Here is a 19,070-nt window from a genome sequence, read left to right on the forward strand (position 1 = left end):
TCTAACCTGCGGGACCGGGAGGAGCAATGAACCGACGCCTTTTGCTGATACTCGCCTATGGGCTGGCGATCGCGCTTCTGTCCTATGGCGTGTGGCGCCAGGCCTACACAGGCGAGGTGGCGCGCCTTGCCGAGCGAGGGCAGGCGGACCTCGCGCTGGCCGGCGACCGGCTGACCGGGGAGTTGCGGCGCTACCGCGAGCTTGCAGTGCTTCTGGCCGACCATCCCGAGGTGCGGGCACTCGCCGAGGGTTCGGGTGAGGCCGTGGGGCTGGAGGCGTTGTTCCTGCGCTCGGCCGACAAGACCGGGGCGATGGACATCGCGCTGGTGGCGCCGGGCGGGCGGGTTCTGGCGGCCTCGACTGGCGGGGCGGGATACCGGGCGCCCTTCGTGGGCCGGGCGTTTCAGGGTGCGCTTGATTTTTCGCACGCGGTTGACGTCGGGCAGGGGCGGCGCGCCTTCGCCTATGCCGCACCGGTCCGGGCGCGGGGTCGGGTTCCGGCCGCTGTCGTGGTGCGGGTCGATACCGAACGGGTGGAGGCCACCTGGCGCGGCGATCCCCTGACGGTCTTTTTCACCGATGCCGAGGATGTGGTTTTCGTGGCCAGCCGGGAGGAGTTGGTCTTGCGCCGCCGCAAGTCTGGGGGCGCGCTGCCCACAGGCTATCCGGAAGGCGCGCTGCGCGACTTTCTGGATCATGCGACCCATGTCGCGGCGGGGTTCGAGATCTGGACCCTTCAGGGCGGCCCCTACCTGCCGGCGGAAGCCATCCACCTGTCGCGCAGCTTCCCGGTGGTGGAGCTGACGGCGGAGGTGCTGGTCGATACCCTCCCCGCGCGGCGGCAGGCGATGTTGCTGGCCTCGGCCGCGGGAACGCTGGCGCTTGGGCTCGGGGCGGTGCTGTTCGCCCTGGTCGAGCGGCGCCGGGCATTGGCGCTGCGGCTTGCGGCGGAGGCGGTCGCCAACGCCCGGCTGGAAGCGCGGGTCGAGGAGCGGACACGCGAACTGAGCCAGGCCAACGACCAGCTGCGGCTGACGCAGGCAGAACTGGTGCAGGCAGGCAAGCTTTCGGCGCTGGGGCAGATGTCGGCGGGGATCAGCCACGAGCTGAACCAGCCGCTTATGGCGATCCGCTCCTACGCGGAAAACGCAGGCCTGTTCCTGGAGCGTGGTGAGCCGGGGCGCGCTGGCGATAACCTGGCCCGCATCTCGGAACTCGCGCGGCGGATGGGGCGCATCATCAAGAACCTGCGCGCCTTCGCCCGGCAGGAAAGCGAAGCCATCGGCAATGTCGATCTTGTCGGCGTGGTCGAGGCGGCGCTGGAACTGACCGAGGCCAAGCTCAGGACATCTGGCGTCGCGCTTGACTGGGCGGCGCCCGCCGAGCCGGTGATGGTCCGGGGCGGCGAGGTGCGGCTTCAGCAGGTGGTGATGAACCTGCTGTCGAACGCCGCCGACGCGATCGCGGGGCAGGCGGACGCGCGGATACAGATCTCCATCACAACCGATCGCGGTCGGGTTCGGCTTTCGGTCGCCGATAACGGGCCCGGCATCGCCGAGCCGGAGCGGATCTTCGACCCGTTCTATTCCACCAAGGAGGTCGGCCATAGTGAGGGGATGGGCCTTGGGCTCTCGATCTCCTACGGGATCGTCCAGAGCTTCGGGGGCGCGATTGCGGGGCGCAACAGCCCTGGCGGCGGGGCCGAATTCACGGTTGAACTGGATGCGGCGGAAGTGGAGGCAGCGGCATGAGGGCGGTGGGCGCGGGGCGTGTGCTTCTGGTCGATGATGATCGCGCCGTACGCGAGGCGCTGGGGCAGACGCTCGAACTTGCCAATCTGCGCTCCACGCTCGCCGGCAGCTACATCGAGGCCAAGGACCACATCGGCCCGGAGTTCGAGGGCATCGTCGTCACAGACATCCGGATGCCGGGCAAGGACGGCTTTGCCCTTCTTGACCACGCGCGGGAGGTTGACGCCGAATTGCCCGTCATCCTGCTGACCGGCGAGGGCGACATCCCCATGGCGGTCCGCGCGATGGCGGGGGGCGCCTTCGATTTCCTTGAAAAGCCCTGCGATCCCAAAGCGTTTCTGGCCGTGGTCGAAAAGGCGCTGAAGACGCGGGCGCTGGTGATGGAAAATCGCGCGCTGAAACGGGAACTGCGACGCGGAGACGCCGCGGCGCGGATGCTGGTCGGGACCTCGGCCCTGTCAGAGCAGATGCGCGATGCCGCGCGGGCGGCTGCGCGCAACGCGGCCGAGGTGCTGGTCTCCGGCCCGCCGGGGGCGGGGACCTCCAAGGTGGCGGAGGTGATCCACCTTCTTTCCGGGGCGGCCATGCGGCCCTTCCTGAAACTGCCCGCGGTCAGCGCGACGCCCGAGGCTTTGGCTGCGGCCTTCGAGAAGGCCGAGGGGGGCACGATCTTCCTGGACGAGGTGGCCGCACTGCCCGCCGCCGCGCAGTTCGCGCTGCTTGAGCTGCTGGACGGCCACGCGGGCACCCGCGTGATCGCCGGCACCTACCGCGACCTGGCGGGCGAGGCGCAGCAGGGCCGGTTCAACCCGGACCTCTACTGGAAGCTCGACGTGGTGCGGGTCCGCATCCCCGCGCTCAAGGAACGGCCCGAGGATATCCCGATCCTGTTCCGGCACTATGTGGCCTTGGCCTGCGAGCAATCCGGTCTGGTGCCGCCCGAGATCACGCCCGCCGTTGTCGGGCGGCTGATGGCGCAGGACTGGCCGGGGAACGCGCGCGCGCTCATGGGGGCGGCGATGCGTTTTGCCATGGGGGTCGAACAGGCGCCGGAGGGCGGGCCTGTGCTGGGCCTCGCCGAGCAGATGGCGCAGGTGGAACAGTCGCTGCTGATCGACGCGCTGCGCCGCCATGGCGGCAACGCGACCGAGGCCGCAGCGGCCCTGCGCCTGCCGCGCAAGACCTTCTACGACAAGCTCGCCCGGCACGCGATTCGGCCCGAAGACTTCCGGCGGTAGTGTGTGGGTTTGCGCACATTGGGCGCTAACCCCTGTGCGGAGTTTCGCCACGCTGCGAAAGGGCCCTTGGCAGGAAGATCTCTCAAGTAAGTGTTTTGGAAGCAAAAAACGCCTGTGGCCGAGGCTCGTCACGAAATCGTTGATCGAGGCGCGCCGGGCTGCATCCTTGGCGTGGGCGCTGCGGATCGCTTCGCGGCGCAACGGAACACCTTACGGGAGGAACCACTGATGAAGACCCTTATGACCATGACCGCGATGGCCGTGGCCCTGTCGGCTGGCGCGGCGCTGGCCACGCCGGGCTGCGACGACGGCGAGATCGTGATCAAGTTTGCCCATGTGACCAACACCGACAAGCACCCCAAGGGCATCGCGGCCTCGCTCTTCGCCGAGCGCGTCAACAACGAGATGGACGGCAAGGCCTGCATGGAGGTCTACCCGAACTCCACGCTTTACGATGACGACCAAGTGCTTGAGGCGATGCTTCAGGGCGACGTGCAGTTCGCCGCGCCCTCGCTCTCGAAGTTCGAGACCTTCACCAAGCAGTTCCAGATCTTCGACCTGCCGTTCATGTTCAAGAACATGGAGGCGGTCGATGGCTTCCAGAACTCCGACACCGGCCAGAAGATGAAGGAATCGATGGTCCGCCGCGGCCTCCTGGGGATGGAGTTCTGGCACAACGGGCTTAAGCAGATGTCGGCCAACAAGCCGCTGGCCCTGCCCGAGGACATGAAGGGCCTGAAGATCCGCGTCCAGCCCTCGGACGTGATCGTGGCGCAGATGGAAGCGCTTGGCGCCTCGCCGCAGCCGATGGCCTTCGCGGAAGTCTACGGCGCGCTGCAGACCGGCGTCGTCGACGGGCAGGAGAACACCTGGTCGAACATCTACGGCCAGAAGTTCTACGAGGTTCAGGACGGCACCACCGAAACCAACCACGGCGTGCTGGACTACCTCGTCGTGACCTCGGTCGACTGGATGGACAGCCTGCCCGAGGATGTGCGCACCCAGCTGACCACGATCCTGCACGAGGTCTCGTCCGAGCGTAACGCCGCCGTCAGCGAGGTCGATGCCGCGGCGCGTCAGTCGATCCTCGACGCGGGCGGCGTGATCCGCGAACTGACGGACGAACAGCGTCAGGCCTGGGTCGATGCGATGAAGCCCGTCTGGGACAAGTTCGCCGAGGGCGTGGGTCAGGACAACATCGACGCGGCGCAGGCCTTCAACGGCGGCAGCTAAGACCGCCGGTACGACCAACCTTTCCGGGTCCGGCATCAGGCCGGGCCCGGCGTTTCCGGGGGAGGAGACCGGGATGAACACCCGACACGCGCCGCAATCGCGGCTGGGCCAGATCGTGAACGGCCTTGAGGAAACCTTCATCGCGATCATTCTTGGCGCGATGACGCTGATCACCTTCGTCAACGTGATCCTGCGCTATGTCTTCAATTCTTCGCTGATCTGGGGGCTTGAGGCGACGCTGATCCTGTTCGCCTGGCTGGTCCTCTTCGGCATGTCCTATGCGGTCAAGGTCACCGCGCATCTGGGTGTCGATGCGATCATCAACATCCTGCCCGACCGCGGGCGGCGCGTGATGGCGATCGTCTCGGCGGCCCTGTGCGTGGCCTATGCCTTCCTTCTTCTCAAGGGGGCCTGGGACTACTGGGCGCCTTTTGGTGGCTACCAGCAGACCGGGGGGCGCTGGTTCCCCACCGAGTTCATCAAGACCCGCGACCAGGCCTGGTATGTGACCGAGACGATCCCGATGTTCGATTGGCTGCGCTTCATCGAGCCCATCTTCAACCAGGGTGAGGTCTATGAGAAGCTGCCGCGTTTCATCCCCTACGCGATCCTGCCGATCGGCTGCGCGCTGCTTCTGTTCCGCCTTCTTCAGGCCAGCGTCGGCATCCTGCGCGGCACCCGCGCGAGCCTGATCGTCAGCCATGAGGCCGAGGACGCGATCGAAGATGTCCGCCACATGAATTACGAGGAATAACCAATGGAAGTCGTTCTTCTTTTCGTGATGGTGGTCGGCTTCATGCTGGTCGGCGTACCGATTGCGGTCTCGCTGGGCCTTGCCTCGACGCTGTTCCTGCTGTGGTTCTCCGACACCTCGCTCGCCTCGATCGCGCAGACGCTTTACCAGGCGATGGAGGGGCACGCGACGCTCCTGGCGATCCCGTTCTTCATCCTTGCCTCCAGCTTCATGTCCACGGGTGGCGTGGCCAAGCGGATCATCCGTTTCTCCATCGCCTGCGTGGGGCACCTGCCGGGCGGGCTTGCAATCGCCGGCGTCTTCGCCTGCATGCTTTTCGCCGCGCTTTCCGGTTCCAGCCCCGCGACCGTGGTCGCCATCGGCTCCATCGTCATCGCGGCGATGCGGCAGGTAGGCTATTCCAAGGATTTCGCCGCCGGGGTCATCTGCAATGCGGGCACGCTGGGCATCCTGATCCCGCCCTCGATCGTGATGGTCGTCTATGCCTCCGCGACCGATGTTTCTGTGGGGCGGATGTTCCTGGCCGGTGTCTTCCCGGGCCTTCTGGCGGGCGGGATGCTGATGGCGGCGATCCTCGGGATTGCGATCTGGAAGAAGCTGCCCAAGGGCGAATGGCAGGGCTGGGGCGAGGTTGCGGAAAGCTTCGCCGAGGCCTTCTGGGGCCTGATGCTGATCGTCATCATCATGGTCGGTCTTTACGGCATCCCCGGCATCACCGGCGCGATCTTCACGCCGACCGAGGCTGCGGCTGTCGCCTCGGTCTGGGCCTTCATTGTCGCGACCTTCATCTACCGCGACATGGGGCCCCTGGCGAAAGAGGGGGGCAACACGAACCTTCTGAAAAAGCCCCAGGCGCTGATCACGGCCTTCTTCCATCCCGACACCAAGAACACGCTGTTCGAGGCCGGAAAGCTGACCGTCACGCTGATGTTCATCATCGCGAACGCGCTGATCCTCAAGCATGTGCTGACGGACGAACAGATCCCGCAGAAGATCGCGGCCGCGATGCTGGACGCGGGCTTCGGCAAGATCATGTTCCTGGTGATCGTCAACGTGATCCTGCTGATCGGCGGTCAGTTCATGGAGCCCTCGGGCCTGATCCTGATCGTCGCGCCGCTGGTCTTCCCGATCGCCATCGATCTTGGCGTCGATCCGATCCACCTGGGCATCATCATGGTCGTGAACATGGAAATCGGGATGATCACGCCGCCGGTGGGCCTGAACCTCTTCGTGACGTCGGGCGTCGCGGGGATGTCGATGATGCGGGTGGTCAAGGCGGCGCTGCCGTTCCTCGGCATCCTCTTCATCTTCCTGATCATCGTGACCTATGTCCCGATCCTGTCGACCTGGCTACCGACCGAGGTGATGGGGCCCGAAACGATCGTCAGGTAGGATCCACTGCCGCCGCCCGGCCTGGCCGGGCGGCGCGCCCTTGGGCAACCAGGACGCCCGCCAGGACGACGAGCGCCCCCCAGCGACCAGGCGATCAGCATGACGTAGAAGGGCGCTGCGTTGAAATGCATCGAGGCAACGCCGATCCCCAGCCGCTGCACCGACATCAGCCAAAGCAACCGCGACAACGCGAGCGAGCCCATGCCGTAAAGGAGGGTGATGGCCAGCATGTCGGGGGATGACAGCGCGGTAGCGACTGCCTCCCCGAGGCCACCCATGGCCAGGCTGACCCCCGCCATAACCAGCGCGGCGGCCACGAAGGGCAGCGCCGCGCGCGCCCTCAAGCACCAGCCAGAGGGGCAGGAGGATCACGGCGGCAAGCGCGATACGGATCGTGGCAAGGTGGGCCGGCGCGATCTGTTACAGCAGCGCGTCGCCGGCTGGAAAACCCGCCGCCCAGACCAGCATCGGGGCCGCGGCAATGAGTGGCCGCTAGAACCGGAGGTCAGGCCGCGGTCTGGAAAGTGGGTCATGACTGGGGATCTCACGGGTCCGTCGGATTCTGCCGCGGTCGTCGATCCATCCCGCCCCCGCGGCGCGTCCGTTCCCGACGCGCCGGTGACGCAAATGTCAGGCCGAAGCCAGCGCCGCCACGATGGGGCCGAAGTCCTGCGCCTTGAGGCTCGCGCCGCCCACCAGCGCGCCATCGACGTTGGAGACGGCAAAGATCTCTGCCGCGTTGGCGGGCTTGACCGAACCGCCGTAGAGCAGGCGGAAGCCATCGCCGTCGTCGAAGCGCGCCACCAGCCCGGCGCGCAGGAAGTCATGGACCTCCGCGATCTGTGCGAGCGTCGGGGTGCGGCCCGTTCCGATGGCCCAGACCGGTTCATAGGCGATGACCACGGTAGCGGCGGTCGCGTCATCGGGAACCGATCCGACCAGCTGGGTTCCCACCACGTCGAGCGTGCGGCCCGCATCGCGGTCGGCCTCGGTCTCGCCCACGCAGATCACGGCGATCAGGCCCGCCGCGAGCGCGGCCTCGGCCTTGGCGCGAACCAGCGCGTCGGTTTCGCCGTGGTCGGCGCGCCGTTCGGAATGGCCAAGGATCACATGGCTCGCGCCCGCGTCGGCCAGCATCCCCGCCGCGATGTCGCCGGTATGGGCGCCCGAGGTGCCGGTGTGGCAGTCCTGGCCGCCGATCTGGATCGCTCCCCGGCCCGGCAGGGACGCCGCCGCCGCGACCAGCGTCGCGGGCGGGCAGATCAGCATCTCGCAGGTGGGGGCCGGATAGGCTGCCGCCAGGGCCGCGACCTCGGCCAGGCTTGCGCTTGTGCCGTTCATCTTCCAGTTGCCCGCCGCCAGTTTCCGCCGCATCCGTTTGTCCCTATCCCAGATCGTTCAGTGCCTGAGCCGCCAGATTGCAGGCCAGGTCCGGATCGTCAAGGGCCGCGTCGGGCAGGCGCCAGTAAGGCATGGCCACGGGCTTGCCGCCGGGGCGCGCATAGGTCCAGCGTTCCCAGCCCTCGGCCGTCATCGTCGCGGCGAAACCGCCCGCGCCCTTGAGCCAGACCGAACCGTCGGAATGCAGCAGCGCAAAGATGACGCCGCTCCGGTAAAGGCAGAGCCCGCCCATCATCTTGCGGTGCGTCAGGGGGCCAAGCCCCTGGAAAAGTTCCAGCGCGAAGGCGATCTCCGCGGCCGAGACGCTCATGCTCCGGCGCTGTCTGGCGCGTCCTTGAACTTGATCGACTCCCCGCAACCGCAGGCCTCGGCCACGTTCGGGTTGTTGAACCGGAACCCGCTTTCCAGCAGCGAGGTTTCATAGTCGATCTCGGTCCCGAAAAGGAACATCTGCGCCATGGGGGCGATCATCACGCGGGCGCCGTCCTGTTCGACGATCTCGTCCAGAGGTCCGGCCTCGGCGGCGAATTCCATCGTGTATTCCATGCCCGCGCAGCCGCCCTTCTTGACGCCGAGCTTCAGCCCAAAGGCATTGTCGCGCGCCATCAGCCGCGCGATCTGGGTGACCGCGCGCGGGGTAAGCGTCACCGGGGCCTTGCCGGGAATGCCGAACATATCCGTCTCCGTTTCCTGCCCTTTCAATCTAGGGCGGGGTCTGTGCGATCTCAAGCCGTCGGGGAAGGGGGGCGCCCTACATGAACCCCAGTTCCAGCCGCGCCTCGTCCGACATCATGTCCATGCCCCACTGCGGCTCGAACGTCATCTCGACATCGACCTGCTTCACGCCGTCGAGCGGCTCGACCGCATCCGCGACCCAGCCGGGCATCTCGCCGGCCACCGGGCAGCCCGGCGCGGTCAGGGTCATGACGATCTGCACCTCGTTCTCGGGTGAGATCTCGATCGTGTAGATCAGGCCCAGATCGAAGATGTTGACCGGGATCTCGGGGTCGTAGACGGTCCGGCAGGCCTCTACCACGCTGTCGTAAAGCGGGTGATCGGTGGTCGATGGCTTGATGAGGGGCGCGCCTTCGATCGGCTCTTTCGGTTCGACTGTCATGGTCTCTCGCTCGGTTCCTGAGGAATTATATAAGGAATGGGTTGCAGGAGGTCCAGAGGCGAAAGCCGCGCTCAAGGCATGGCCGCCTTGCGCAGAAGATGTGCGACCAGCGCCCGGATGTCGGCGCGGCGCGTCCGGCCGTGGGGCAGGACCGCGACATAGGGCAACGGCATCGGCATCCGCGTCGGGTGGACCTGACGAAGTGTGCCGGAGGCGAGGTCGGCTCTGACCATCCGGTGCTGGACGAGGGCCACACCCAAGCCTGCGCGGGCAACGGCGAGGGCAAGACCGGATTGCCCGACGCGCGTGCCGCGCGCGGGGTCCAGGCTGCGACGGATCCCGGTATGCGCGAAGAAGTTCGCCCAGGAGGGCTGGGTGACGTAATTGGGGCCCCAGTGCGTGTGGATGAAACGCGCCTCCTCCAAATCCTCAAGCGGCACATCGGCCATGCCCGGTGCGGCGACGGCGACGATGGTGTCGGTAAAAAGCTCTTCGACCTGGTGCCCGGCGTAATAGGCCGCGCCGTAGGTCAGGCGGAGATCGGCCCCGTCTCGGGCAAAGGCGACCGGATCATCCTCCACCCGCAGGTCGAGCCCGCCGGGAGATTGATAGCCTTCCAGCGCCGGGGCCAGCCAATGTTCGGCCAGCGATGGCAGGACCGAAAGGACCAGCCGCCGCCGCGCGCCGCCTTCGCGGACCTGTTCGGCGAGCGCCGCGATATCGGCGAGCGACTGTTCCAGCCGTGGATAGACCTCCCGCCCCGCGTCGGTCAGGAAAAGCTGGTTGCCCTGCCGGACGAACATGCGCTTGCCCAGAAAGTCCTCAAGGTTGCGCACCTGCTGGCTGACGGCGGCAGAGGTCACGCCAAGCTCGGTTCCTGCCTGAACGAAGCTGAGGTGGCGCGCCGCGGCTTCGAAGGCGCGCAGGGCGTTGAGGGGAGGGAGCGGGCGCACGGGGATACTCCGAAATATTTTCTTATGGATATCGAAAATAATCCATGTTGCATAGCGACGCGCCCCCGACGAATGCTGCGTCAAAAGGGGAGCGCGCCATGCAGTCCATCATCGATCTTGATCTCTACCCTCTCGACCGTCCGGAAAGCCCGGAATGGCAGGCGCTTGTCGGCAGCGCCAGGGCCGACCTTGCCCGCGACGGCATGTTCAACCTTGCCGATTTCGTCAGGCAGGGGCCGCTGCAGCAGACGGTGGCCGAATTGACCCCGAAGTTCGCGACCGAGGCCTTTACCCACAAGCGCCGTCACAACATCTATTTCCGAAAGTCGATCGAGGGTCTGCCGCCCGACCACCCGGCCTTGCAGGAGGTCGAGACCGTCAACCGCACACTGTGCGGCGACCAGGTCGGCGGCGCGATCCGGGCGCTTTACGAGTGGCCGGCATTCGCGGCCTTCCTGGCTGCCACGATGGACAAGCCCGCGCTTTACCCGATGGCCGATCCGCTCGCCTCGCACAACGTGATGTGCTACCGCGAGGGGGAGGGGCTGAACTGGCATTTCGACCGCTCGGAATTCACGGTGACGCTGCTCTTGCAAGCCCCGGACGCGGGGGGCGAGTTCGAGTACCGCAGCGACCTGCGCAGCGAGTCGGACCCCAACTACGACGGCGTGGCGCGTCTCTTGCAGGGCGCAGATCCGGAGATGCGGCGGCTCAGGCTCAACGCGGGCACGCTCAATGTCTTTCGCGGCAAGAACACCGCGCATCGCGTGACCCCGGTCAAGGGTGGCCGGGATCGCATCATCGCGGTCTTGACCTACTACGAGCGCCCGGGCGCACGGTTCACAACCGAAGAGCAGATCGGGTTCTACGGCCGCGCGGCCTGAGGCGCGAAAACGCGCGAAGACGAATAGGCAAGGCGGACGGCTTGCGCTATAGGCGCGGAACCATGACCCAACGCTTCTCCTTCACGCTGAACGCCACCGACGGCAAGGCCCGCACGGGCGTAATCCAAACCCCGCGCGGCGAAATCCGCACGCCCGCCTTCATGCCCGTGGGCACCGCTGCGACCGTCAAGGCGATGCTGCCCGAAAACGTGCGCGCGACCGGGGCCGACATCCTGCTGGGCAACACCTACCACCTGATGCTGCGGCCCACGGCCGAACGCATCGACCGGCTGGGCGGCCTGCACAAGTTCATGAACTGGGATCGCCCGATCCTGACCGATTCCGGCGGCTTCCAGGTGATGAGCCTGGCCGCCCTTCGCAAGCTGACGGAGGAGGGGGTGCGCTTCTCCTCCCATATCGACGGGTCGAAGCACATGCTGAGCCCGGAACGGTCGATGGAGATCCAACGCCTCCTGGGCTCGGACATCGTGATGTGTTTTGACGAATGCCCCGCGCTGCCCGCCTCGGAGGAGACGGTGGCGGCCAGCATGCGGCTTTCCATGCGATGGGCGGAACGGTCGAAGGCGGCCTTTGGCGACCGGCCGGGGCACGCGCTGTTCGGCATTCAGCAGGGCGGCGTCACCAAGGACCTGCGCGCCGAAAGCGCCGAGGCGCTAAGGGCTATCGGGTTTGACGGCTACGCCGTTGGCGGCCTTGCTGTGGGCGAGGGGCAGGAAGCGATGTTCGGCGTGCTCGACTATGCGCCGGACATGTTGCCCGAGGACAAGCCGCGCTACCTGATGGGCGTGGGCAAGCCCGATGACATCGTTGGCGCTGTCGAGCGCGGGATTGACATGATGGACTGCGTGCTGCCCTCGCGCTCGGGCCGGACGGGGCAGGCGTGGACCCGGCGGGGGCAGGTCAACATCAAGAACGCCCGCCACATGGACGACCCGCGCCCCTTGGACGAAACCTGCACCTGCCCGGCCTGCCGCAGCTATTCGCGCGCCTATCTGCACCACGTCTTCCGCGCGGGGGAGATGATCTCGGGCATGCTGCTGACCTGGCACAATCTGCACTACTATCAGGAGTTGATGCAGGGCCTGCGCACGGCGATCGCGGCCGGGAAACTGGCCGATTTCGTGCGCGATTTCCATGCCTTGCGGGCCGAAGGCGATATCGGGCCGCTTTGAGCGCGCTCAGGCCAGGGCCGGGGCGGCCTCCGCCTGCGCGGGCGCCAGGGCATCTGCCCGCGCCGCGGCGATCAGGTTGTCGCAGAAGCGCCCGTAGCTGTCGTCAAGCCAGGCGGTGACGGCGGCGGACAAGGGCAGGGGGCCATGGGCGACCTTCAGCGTCACGCGGCGGTGAGTGCCCCGATCCTCGATCGCGACCTCCTTCCAAAGCGGCGCGGGGCCACGGTCGGCGCGATAATGGATGCGGCAGCCGGGGCGGTCGGGCAGCGCCTCGATCCCCGCGACGGCTTCCGGGTCCGCGGCGCCCTCGATCAGGCGGTCAAGCGTCCGGTCGGGGCTGGAAAGACCTCGCAACGCGCTGGCCCAGGACGGGGTGCCGCTGCTTCCTCCAAGCGCGCGCAATAGCGTTTCCGGGCTTTCGTGGCAAAAACGCGTCGCTACGGCGACGTGCCCCGTGACCAGCAGGCGCCGGGCTGACCAGCCGCCGAAGAACAGCCGCACCAGGATGACGGCGAGCGCGATGATCAGCGTCGCCTGAAGCGCGGGCGCGCGCGCATCCGGCAGGACGCCCGGCGCGCTCAGGGCCGCGACGCCCGCAAAGACGAGACGGGCGGCGGCCATCGCCTCCACCGTGAAGCGCAGGCGGGGCAGGAAGAGCGCGGTGGCGATTGAGGCCGCACCGATGGCGAAGGTGTAGAGGAGTGCTGCAAAGACCGGCGCAGGCATTCCCCAGACCCGGTGCGCACCGTAGCGGGCGTAAAGCAGGTAGCCTGCCGCGAAGACCAAAAGCGAAACCACCCCCAGCCGGCGCCTTTCGCGGTAGATGCGTCTGAGCGTGCCTTCGAACGTCCTGGTCATTGCAGATTGTCCCCCTGACGCACAAGAACGCAGGGCAATCGGCCCGAATTGTGGCCAACGGGGGTCGAAAGCGGGGAATCCGTTCCAATGCCGCCGCAATCCCGCGCGGCTGGGGCGTCCTCCCCTTGCACTCGCCCGTCGAAAGCAGGAGAGTCGGGTGGAGTTGAAGCAGGACACATCCGGCCCCATCTATGGTCCGGAACAGGGGATGGCCGGAGCTGCCTGAAAGGGGCCGGCGCCATCCTGCAGGAAAGGAATTAGAATGAGCGAGCAAAAGACCCATACCTATCCGGTGCTGCCACTGCGCGACATCGTGGTCTTCCCGCACATGATCGTGCCCTTGTTCGTTGGCCGGGAAAAATCCGTCCGCGCGCTGGAAGAGGTCATGGCCGAGGACAGGCAGATCCTCTTGTCCTCGCAGGTCGATCCGTCGGTCGATGAGCCGACCACGGACGGCATCTACCGCTTCGGCGTTCTGGCGAACGTGCTTCAGCTTCTCAAGCTGCCCGACGGCACCGTGAAGGTGCTGGTCGAGGGCAAATCGCGCGTCCGGATCACCGGCTTCGTGGAAAACGAAGCCTTCTTCGAGGCTGATGCCGAGGCGCTCGAGGAAACGATGGGCGAGGAAGCTGCGGTGGAGGCGCTGGTGCGTTCCGTCGCCGACGAGTTCGAAAAATACGCCAAGATCAAGAAGAACATCCCCGAGGAGGCACTGTCGACGGTCGCGGAAACGCGCGATCCGGCGAAGCTTGCCGACCTCGTTTCGGGGCATCTCGGGATCGAGGTCGCGCAGAAGCAGGACCTTCTGGAAACCCTTGAGGTCGCGGCGCGACTTGAGAAGGTCTACGGCCTGATGCAGGGCGAAATGTCGGTCCTTCAGGTCGAGAAGAAGATCAAGTCCCGCGTGAAGAGCCAGATGGAGCGCACCCAGCGCGAATACTACCTGAATGAGCAGATGAAGGCCATTCAGCGCGAGTTGGGCGATGGCGAGGATGGCCAGAACGAGATCAACGAGCTGGCCGAGAAGATCCACGCCACCAAGTTCTCCAAGGAGGCGCGCGACAAGGCGGAAGCCGAGCTGAAGAAGCTCAAGTCGATGTCGCCGATGTCGGCAGAGGCAACGGTGGTGCGCAACTACCTCGACTGGCTTCTGAGCCTGCCGTGGGGCGTGAAGAGCCGCGTCAAGAAGGACCTGCGCAAGGCGCAGGAGGTGCTGGACGCCGATCACTACGGTCTTGAGAAGGTCAAGGAACGGATCGTCGAATACCTTGCCGTTCAGCAGCGCTCGGCCAAGATGAAGGGGCCGATCCTATGCCTCGTCGGGCCTCCGGGCGTCGGCAAGACCTCTCTTGGCAAGTCGGTGGCGAGGGCCACGGGGCGGGAGTTCATCCGCATCAGCCTCGGCGGCGTGCGCGACGAGAGCGAGATCCGCGGTCACCGCCGGACCTATATCGGCTCCATGCCCGGCAAGATCATCCAGGCGCTGAAGAAGGCCAAGACCACGAACCCGCTGATCCTGCTCGATGAGATTGACAAGATGGGGCAGGACTTCCGTGGTGACCCGGCCAGCGCGATGCTGGAGGTGCTGGACCCCGAACAGAACAACACGTTCATGGACCACTACCTTGAGGTCGAATACGACCTGTCGAACGTGATGTTCCTGACCACGGCCAACAGCTACAACATGCCCGGGCCGCTCCTGGACCGGATGGAGATCATTCCGCTGGCCGGCTACACCGAGGACGAAAAGCGCGAGATCGCGAAACAGCACCTCATTCCGAAGCAGATCGCCAACCACGGTCTGAAGAAGAAGGAGTTCGCGCTGAGCGATGCCGCATTGCAGGAGATGATCCGCACCTATACCCGCGAGGCGGGCGTGCGGAATCTGGAGCGTGAGATCGCCAAGGTGACGCGCAAGGCGCTGACGAAGATCGTGCGCAAGGACACCGACAGGGTCGAGGTCACACCCGAGAACCTGGAGGATTTCCTGGGCGTCAAGCGCTTCCGCTACGGTCTGGCCGAGAAGGAGGACCAGGTCGGCGTCGTGACCGGGCTCGCCTGGACGTCGGTGGGCGGCGACCTTCTGTCGATCGAGGCGCTGAAGCTGCCCGGCAAGGGGCGGATGAAGACCACCGGCAAGCTGGGCGACGTGATGAAGGAATCCATCGACGCCGCGTCGAGCTTCGTGCGCTCCATCAGCCCGGAAATCGGGGTGAAGCCGCCGAAGTTCGAGAAGGTGGACATCCACGTCCACGTTCCGGAAGGCGCGACGCCGAAGGACGGGCCCTCGGCCGGGGTGGCGATGGTCACCTCCATCGTCTCGGTCCTGACCGGCATTCCGGTGCGCAAGGACATCGCCATGACCGGCGAAGTCACGCTGCGCGGCAATGTGCTGGCCATCGGCGGGCTGAAGGAAAAGCTCCTCGCGGCGCTCAGGGGGGGCGTCAAGACGGTGCTGATCCCGGAGGAGAACGCCAAGGACCTGCCGGAGATCCCCGACAACGTGAAGGCGGGGCTGGAGATCATCCCTGTTGCCCATGTGCGCGAGGTTCTGAAGCTGGCGCTGGTTCGCCAGCCCGAGCCGGTCGAATGGGACGAGGCCGCTGAGGAAGCCGCCTCAAACGCCTTGGCGGACAAGTCTGATTCCGCCAGCGCGGTTGCGCACTGACAATCTGGCGGCCGGGGGTATTTCCCCGGCCGTTTTTCCCTTTGGCCATCGCCGTGTGCCCCGAAGGTGGCTTCTGCGCCTCGTGCCGGGGCGGGATGCCTGCCTCACCCCGACGCACCTCGCCTTCGCACCTTGCGCCGCGGAAACGAGGTGTTGACCCCGAAAACCGTGACGCCGGGGGTTCTAAAAAACCCTGCATGAACCCCTTGCGGCGCGGAAGGAATAGCGTTACCTACCCGGCCCATCGGGTGATTAGCTCAGCGGTAGAGCGCTTCGTTCACATCGAAGATGTCAGGGGTTCAAATCCCTTATCACCCACCATCCATACCGAAAGCGCGCCCGAAACGGCGCGCTTTCGCGCTTGAGGGGACGATGCTGGCCTGTCCGGAACTCTTTGTCCTTCGCCATGGCGAAACCCTCTGGAACGCAGAGGGACGCATCCAGGGCGCGCTCGATTCCCCACTGACCGAACGCGGGATCGCGCAGGCCCGGCGGCAGGCGCAGATCCTGGCCGACCTTGGCCTGGGCCCGCGCACGCATCGCTTCTATGTTAGCCCGCAGGGCCGGGCGCGGCAGACGGCCGGCATCGTGCTTTCCCCGCTTGGGGTTAACCCAGAAGTCGACACGCGCTTGCGCGAAATCGCGATGGGCGCCTACGAGGGGCTCACGCGGGACGAAATCCGCCAGCGGTTCCCAGGCGCCTTCGACGAACAGGACCCGTTCCTGTGGTACGATACCGCACCGCGCGGCGAAGGGTTCGCGGCCCTGCAGGCGCGCGTGGAGAACTTCCTGGCCGGTCTGACCGGGCCGTCGGTCATCATCGCGCATGGGATGCTCTCACGCTTCCTAAGGGGCGCGGTCCTCGGACTTGAGCTTGAGGGGATCGCGGCACTTCCCGGCGGGCAGGGCGTCGTCTATCACTTGCAGGACGGACATCACCGCCGCCTTGACTGACCTCTTGCCCCAACGGGGAAGGCAGGCTATGTCGGCATCCGCAGGGTCGTTAGCTCAGTTGGTAGAGCGCCTCGTTTACACCGAGGATGTCGGGAGTTCGAGTCTCTCACGACCCACCATTCCCGCGGCGGCCATCCCCCTTGCGCCCTGGGGCGCGCGCCGGGGCGGGGCGGCCGCCCGACGGAGGCGCCAGTGACACCGAGTGAAGCCATTGACGACGCCGTCCAGAGGCTGGAAGCCATTGCACCTGCGGGATATTTTCTGGCCCTTCGGGTGCGCGGGGCCTCGCCGCTCATGGTGTTCAAGACCTTCCCGCAGGACTGGCTCGATACCTACATGGAAAACGGCTACATGATGCGCGACCCGGTCACGACCTGGGCGCTGACGGTAGGCGGCACGATCAAGTGGAGTTCGCCCTTCCTGCCCGACCCCTTCGGTGTGCTGCGGCAGGCGGCCGAACACGGGTTGAAGCATGGCGCCTCGATCGCGATTGGCCCGCGATCGGCGCTCAGCATCTGCTCGATCTGCCGTCAGGACCGCGATCCCTCCAAGGACGAGATCGCGGAGGCGAAAGAGATTGTCGAGCAGTTGCACGCGCTGACCGCGCCGCCAGCGTCCCTGACGGAGGCGCAGAAAGCCGTTCTGGAAGGCCTCGCCAAAGGGGAAGGGACAGCCAAGCTCGCCCGGCGCACCGGCCTGACCGAGGCTGCGGTGAAGGCCCGGCAAAAGGATCTCTGCGACCTTTTCTTCGTCTCGACGCCCGAGGACGCGCTGCGCCGCGCCCGCGACGCCAAGCTTGTCTGACCCCTGGGGGCGTTAGACGGCCTTCGGCCCCAGGAGCAGGATCTGCACATCGGCGACATTGGTGCCCGTGGCCCCGATGACCAGCAGGTCACCCGCCAGGGCGAGCGCCCGGTTGCTGTCGTTGTTGGCCAGAAGCGCTTCGGGATCGCCGCCTGCGGCTACGATGCGGGCGGGTGTCCCGGCATCGACGATGCCGCCCGCCGCTTCCGTTGGGCCGTCCCGGCCGTCGGTTCCCCCTGACAGGAACACCCAGCCGCGGCCAAGATCGGGCATGGCCATGGCGACGCGCAACGCCAGTTCCTGGTTGCGCCCTCCAAGGCCCGTCCCCTTGAGGGTTACGGCGGTTTCCCCGCCAAATATCAGGCACTTGTCGCCATTACTTCGCGTTGATTGCGCGGCGGCGACGATGCGTTCCGCCGCCTCCGCCACGTCGCCGGTCAGCTCGTCGCTCACGATCTCCGCATCCATGTCTTGTGCGGCAGCGCAGACCGCCTCAAGGCTGAGCCGGTTGGAGCCGATCAGGTGGTTTTGGGCCGGATGAGCGGACGGAGCGGGTTCGTTGGGTGCGTCAAGGTGAAGCCGGACCGATTCGGGCAGGCGCGGCCAAAGCCCGCGGTCGGTCAGAAGCGCGCGCGCATCGCTCCGCGTGCCGACGGGCGCCACGGTCGGCCCCGAGGCGATGACGCGCAGGTCGTCGCCGATGACATCCGACAGGATATAGGCCGTCACCGGTGCGGGCGCCGCAAAGCGCAGCATGCCGCCGCCCTTGAGGCGGGAGAGCTGCTGGCGGACGAGATTGACCTCGGTAATCTCGAACCCATTAGCCAGCAGCAGGCGGTTGACCTCGGCCTTGTCGGCCAGCGACACCCCTTCAACGGGGGCGGGCAGAAGGGCCGAGCCGCCGCCCGAGATGAGCGCGATCACGCGGTCCTGCGCGCCGGCTGACGAGAGCAGGCGGATGACCTCCTCTGCGCCCTTTGCCCCATTTTCGTCCGGCACCGGGTGCCCGGCGGCGATCACCATCGCGCCGGGCAGGGCGCGGGCGTTCTCATAGTTCGTGACGACCACTGCCTCGACCGGCGCGCCGGCCAACGCGGGCAGCAGAGCCTCTGTCATGGGAATGGCCGCTTTCCCAATGGAAACAATGATGTATCGACCGTTCTTGCCGGGCTTTCCAGGCGGGTTGCGCGACATCTCACGCGCCAGCGCGTGCGCCGGGTCGGCGGCCTCGCAGGCCGTCCGGAACAGCTTGGCGGCCCTGTCTCGCAACCCGTCCATAGGCCTTATTCTCCTTTGATTTGCTTTGCTTTTTGGACGAGGACTTCGGCTTGTCGGATTGAGGCGTAGTCGATGAGTCTTCCGTCGAGTGAGACGGCGCCTTTCCCGGCGGCTGCGGCGTCTTCCATGGCTTTGAGGATGCGTTGAGCTTTTGTGACCTCGGCGTCGGAGGGGCTCATGACCTCGTTTGCGAGCGTGATCTGGGAGGGGTGGATGGCCCATTTGCCTTCGCATCCGAGGACGGCGGCGCGTTTGGCGGCGGCGCGGTATCCATCGGGGTCGGAGAAGTCTCCGAAGGGTCCGTCGACGGGGCGCAGGCCGTTGGCGCGGGCGGCGACGACCATGCGGGCGAGCGCGTAGTGCCACATGTCGCCCCAGTGGATTGCGCGGGAGCCGTCATCGAGCGGGTCGGTGAGGACGGAGTAGTCGGGGTTGACGCCGCCGATGATGGTGGTGCGGGCGCGAGTGGAGGCGGCGTAGTCGGCGACGCCGAAGTGGAGGCTTTCGTTGCGCCTGGAGGCGGCGGCGATCTGGGAGACGTTCTGCATGCCAAGCGCGGTCTCGATGATGTGCTCGAAGCCGATGCGTTTCT

19 protein-coding genes and 2 tRNA genes are annotated in these 19,070 nt (G+C 66.4%); 12 read left to right on the forward strand and 9 right to left on the reverse strand.

The window, feature by feature from the left end; all coding sequences use genetic code 11:
• The first annotated feature begins 26 nt into the window (after positions 1-26).
• From OE647_RS03620 to OE647_RS03640, 5 genes are all read left to right on the forward strand, one after another.
• Positions 27-1,751 carry a sensor histidine kinase gene (locus OE647_RS03620; protein ID WP_263720290.1) on the forward strand — a complete coding sequence of 575 codons (1,725 nt, stop codon included), beginning with the start codon at positions 27-29 and terminating at the stop codon, positions 1,749-1,751.
• Positions 1,748-2,989, forward strand: coding sequence for a sigma-54-dependent transcriptional regulator (locus OE647_RS03625; protein WP_263720291.1), 1,242 nt, complete (start codon positions 1,748-1,750; stop codon positions 2,987-2,989). Before OE647_RS03620 ends, OE647_RS03625 begins: the two co-directional genes overlap by 4 nt.
• 228 nt (positions 2,990-3,217) lie before the next feature.
• On the forward strand, positions 3,218-4,222 hold the full coding sequence (locus tag OE647_RS03630; protein WP_263720292.1) for a DctP family TRAP transporter solute-binding subunit: 1,005 nt from the start codon (positions 3,218-3,220) through the stop codon (positions 4,220-4,222).
• Between the two features lie 73 nt (positions 4,223-4,295).
• Positions 4,296-4,976: a TRAP transporter small permease gene (locus OE647_RS03635; protein ID WP_263720293.1), complete on the forward strand. Its 681-nt coding sequence runs from the start codon at positions 4,296-4,298 to the stop codon at positions 4,974-4,976.
• 3 nt (positions 4,977-4,979) lie between these two features.
• Entirely contained in the window at positions 4,980-6,368 is a 1,389-nt protein-coding gene (locus tag OE647_RS03640; RefSeq protein WP_263720294.1) for a TRAP transporter large permease, read from the forward strand.
• Here the strand turns inward: OE647_RS03640 and OE647_RS03645 are convergent.
• The 6 genes from OE647_RS03645 to OE647_RS03670 all read right to left on the reverse strand — a co-directional run bounded on the left by OE647_RS03645 (position 6,302) and on the right by OE647_RS03670 (position 9,839).
• Positions 6,302-6,712 (reverse strand): hypothetical protein, encoded by a 411-nt coding sequence (locus OE647_RS03645; RefSeq protein ID WP_263720295.1) that lies wholly within the window; start codon positions 6,710-6,712, stop codon positions 6,302-6,304. The genes OE647_RS03640 and OE647_RS03645 overlap by 67 nt on opposite strands.
• A 286-nt stretch (positions 6,713-6,998) precedes the next feature.
• A complete protein-coding gene (tpiA, locus tag OE647_RS03650; RefSeq protein ID WP_263720296.1) occupies positions 6,999-7,742 on the reverse strand; it encodes a triose-phosphate isomerase in 744 nt (247 codons plus the stop codon).
• A gap of 10 nt (positions 7,743-7,752) precedes the next feature.
• Positions 7,753-8,079, reverse strand: coding sequence for a TfoX/Sxy family protein (locus OE647_RS03655; RefSeq protein WP_263720297.1), 327 nt, complete (start codon positions 8,077-8,079; stop codon positions 7,753-7,755).
• On the reverse strand, positions 8,076-8,444 hold the full coding sequence (locus OE647_RS03660) for a HesB/IscA family protein (RefSeq protein ID WP_263720298.1): 369 nt from the start codon (positions 8,442-8,444) through the stop codon (positions 8,076-8,078). Before OE647_RS03660 ends, OE647_RS03655 begins: the two co-directional genes overlap by 4 nt.
• A gap of 76 nt (positions 8,445-8,520) precedes the next feature.
• Positions 8,521-8,886, reverse strand: a complete 366-nt coding sequence (locus OE647_RS03665; protein ID WP_263720299.1) for an SUF system Fe-S cluster assembly protein — start codon at positions 8,884-8,886, stop codon at positions 8,521-8,523.
• 71 nt (positions 8,887-8,957) lie between these two features.
• The gene (locus OE647_RS03670) at positions 8,958-9,839 is read right to left on the reverse strand and encodes a LysR substrate-binding domain-containing protein (protein WP_263720300.1); all 882 of its coding nucleotides are present in this window, start codon (positions 9,837-9,839) and stop codon (positions 8,958-8,960) included.
• A 98-nt stretch (positions 9,840-9,937) separates the two neighbouring features.
• On the opposite strand from OE647_RS03670, the gene OE647_RS03675 reads away from it, so the two are divergent.
• Complete coding sequence (locus tag OE647_RS03675; protein WP_263720301.1) at positions 9,938-10,723, forward strand: HalD/BesD family halogenase; 786 nt, start codon at positions 9,938-9,940, stop codon at positions 10,721-10,723.
• Positions 10,724-10,785: 62 nt separating this feature from the next.
• Complete coding sequence (tgt, locus tag OE647_RS03680) at positions 10,786-11,916, forward strand: tRNA guanosine(34) transglycosylase Tgt (protein WP_263720302.1); 1,131 nt, start codon at positions 10,786-10,788, stop codon at positions 11,914-11,916.
• Positions 11,917-11,922: 6 nt separating this feature from the next.
• On the opposite strand, the gene OE647_RS03685 is transcribed toward tgt, so the two are convergent.
• Entirely contained in the window at positions 11,923-12,774 is an 852-nt protein-coding gene (locus tag OE647_RS03685; protein ID WP_263720303.1) for a hypothetical protein, read from the reverse strand.
• 262 nt (positions 12,775-13,036) lie between these two features.
• On the opposite strand from OE647_RS03685, the gene lon reads away from it, so the two are divergent.
• From lon to OE647_RS03710, 5 genes are all read left to right on the forward strand, one after another.
• Entirely contained in the window at positions 13,037-15,442 is a 2,406-nt protein-coding gene (gene lon, locus OE647_RS03690; RefSeq protein ID WP_263720304.1) for an endopeptidase La, read from the forward strand.
• Positions 15,443-15,688: 246 nt separating this feature from the next.
• Positions 15,689-15,763: transfer RNA gene (locus tag OE647_RS03695), tRNA-Val, on the forward strand.
• Positions 15,764-15,814: 51 nt separating this feature from the next.
• The gene (locus OE647_RS03700) at positions 15,815-16,396 is read left to right on the forward strand and encodes a histidine phosphatase family protein (protein WP_263720305.1); all 582 of its coding nucleotides are present in this window, start codon (positions 15,815-15,817) and stop codon (positions 16,394-16,396) included.
• Between the two features lie 43 nt (positions 16,397-16,439).
• Positions 16,440-16,515: transfer RNA gene (locus OE647_RS03705), tRNA-Val, on the forward strand.
• 73 nt (positions 16,516-16,588) lie between these two features.
• Complete coding sequence (locus OE647_RS03710) at positions 16,589-17,200, forward strand: helix-turn-helix transcriptional regulator (protein WP_263720306.1); 612 nt, start codon at positions 16,589-16,591, stop codon at positions 17,198-17,200.
• A gap of 12 nt (positions 17,201-17,212) precedes the next feature.
• Here the strand turns inward: OE647_RS03710 and OE647_RS03715 are convergent, their stop codons facing one another.
• A complete protein-coding gene (locus tag OE647_RS03715; RefSeq protein ID WP_263720307.1) occupies positions 17,213-18,478 on the reverse strand; it encodes a glycerate kinase type-2 family protein in 1,266 nt (421 codons plus the stop codon).
• Positions 18,479-18,483: 5 nt separating this feature from the next.
• The coding region (locus tag OE647_RS03720) for an HpcH/HpaI aldolase/citrate lyase family protein (protein WP_263720308.1) at positions 18,484-19,070 on the reverse strand (587 nt) is incomplete at its 5' end.

Origin of the sequence: Albidovulum sediminicola, assembly GCF_025751575.1 — a bacterium.
Classification (GTDB): domain Bacteria; phylum Pseudomonadota; class Alphaproteobacteria; order Rhodobacterales; family Rhodobacteraceae; genus Albidovulum; species Albidovulum sediminicola.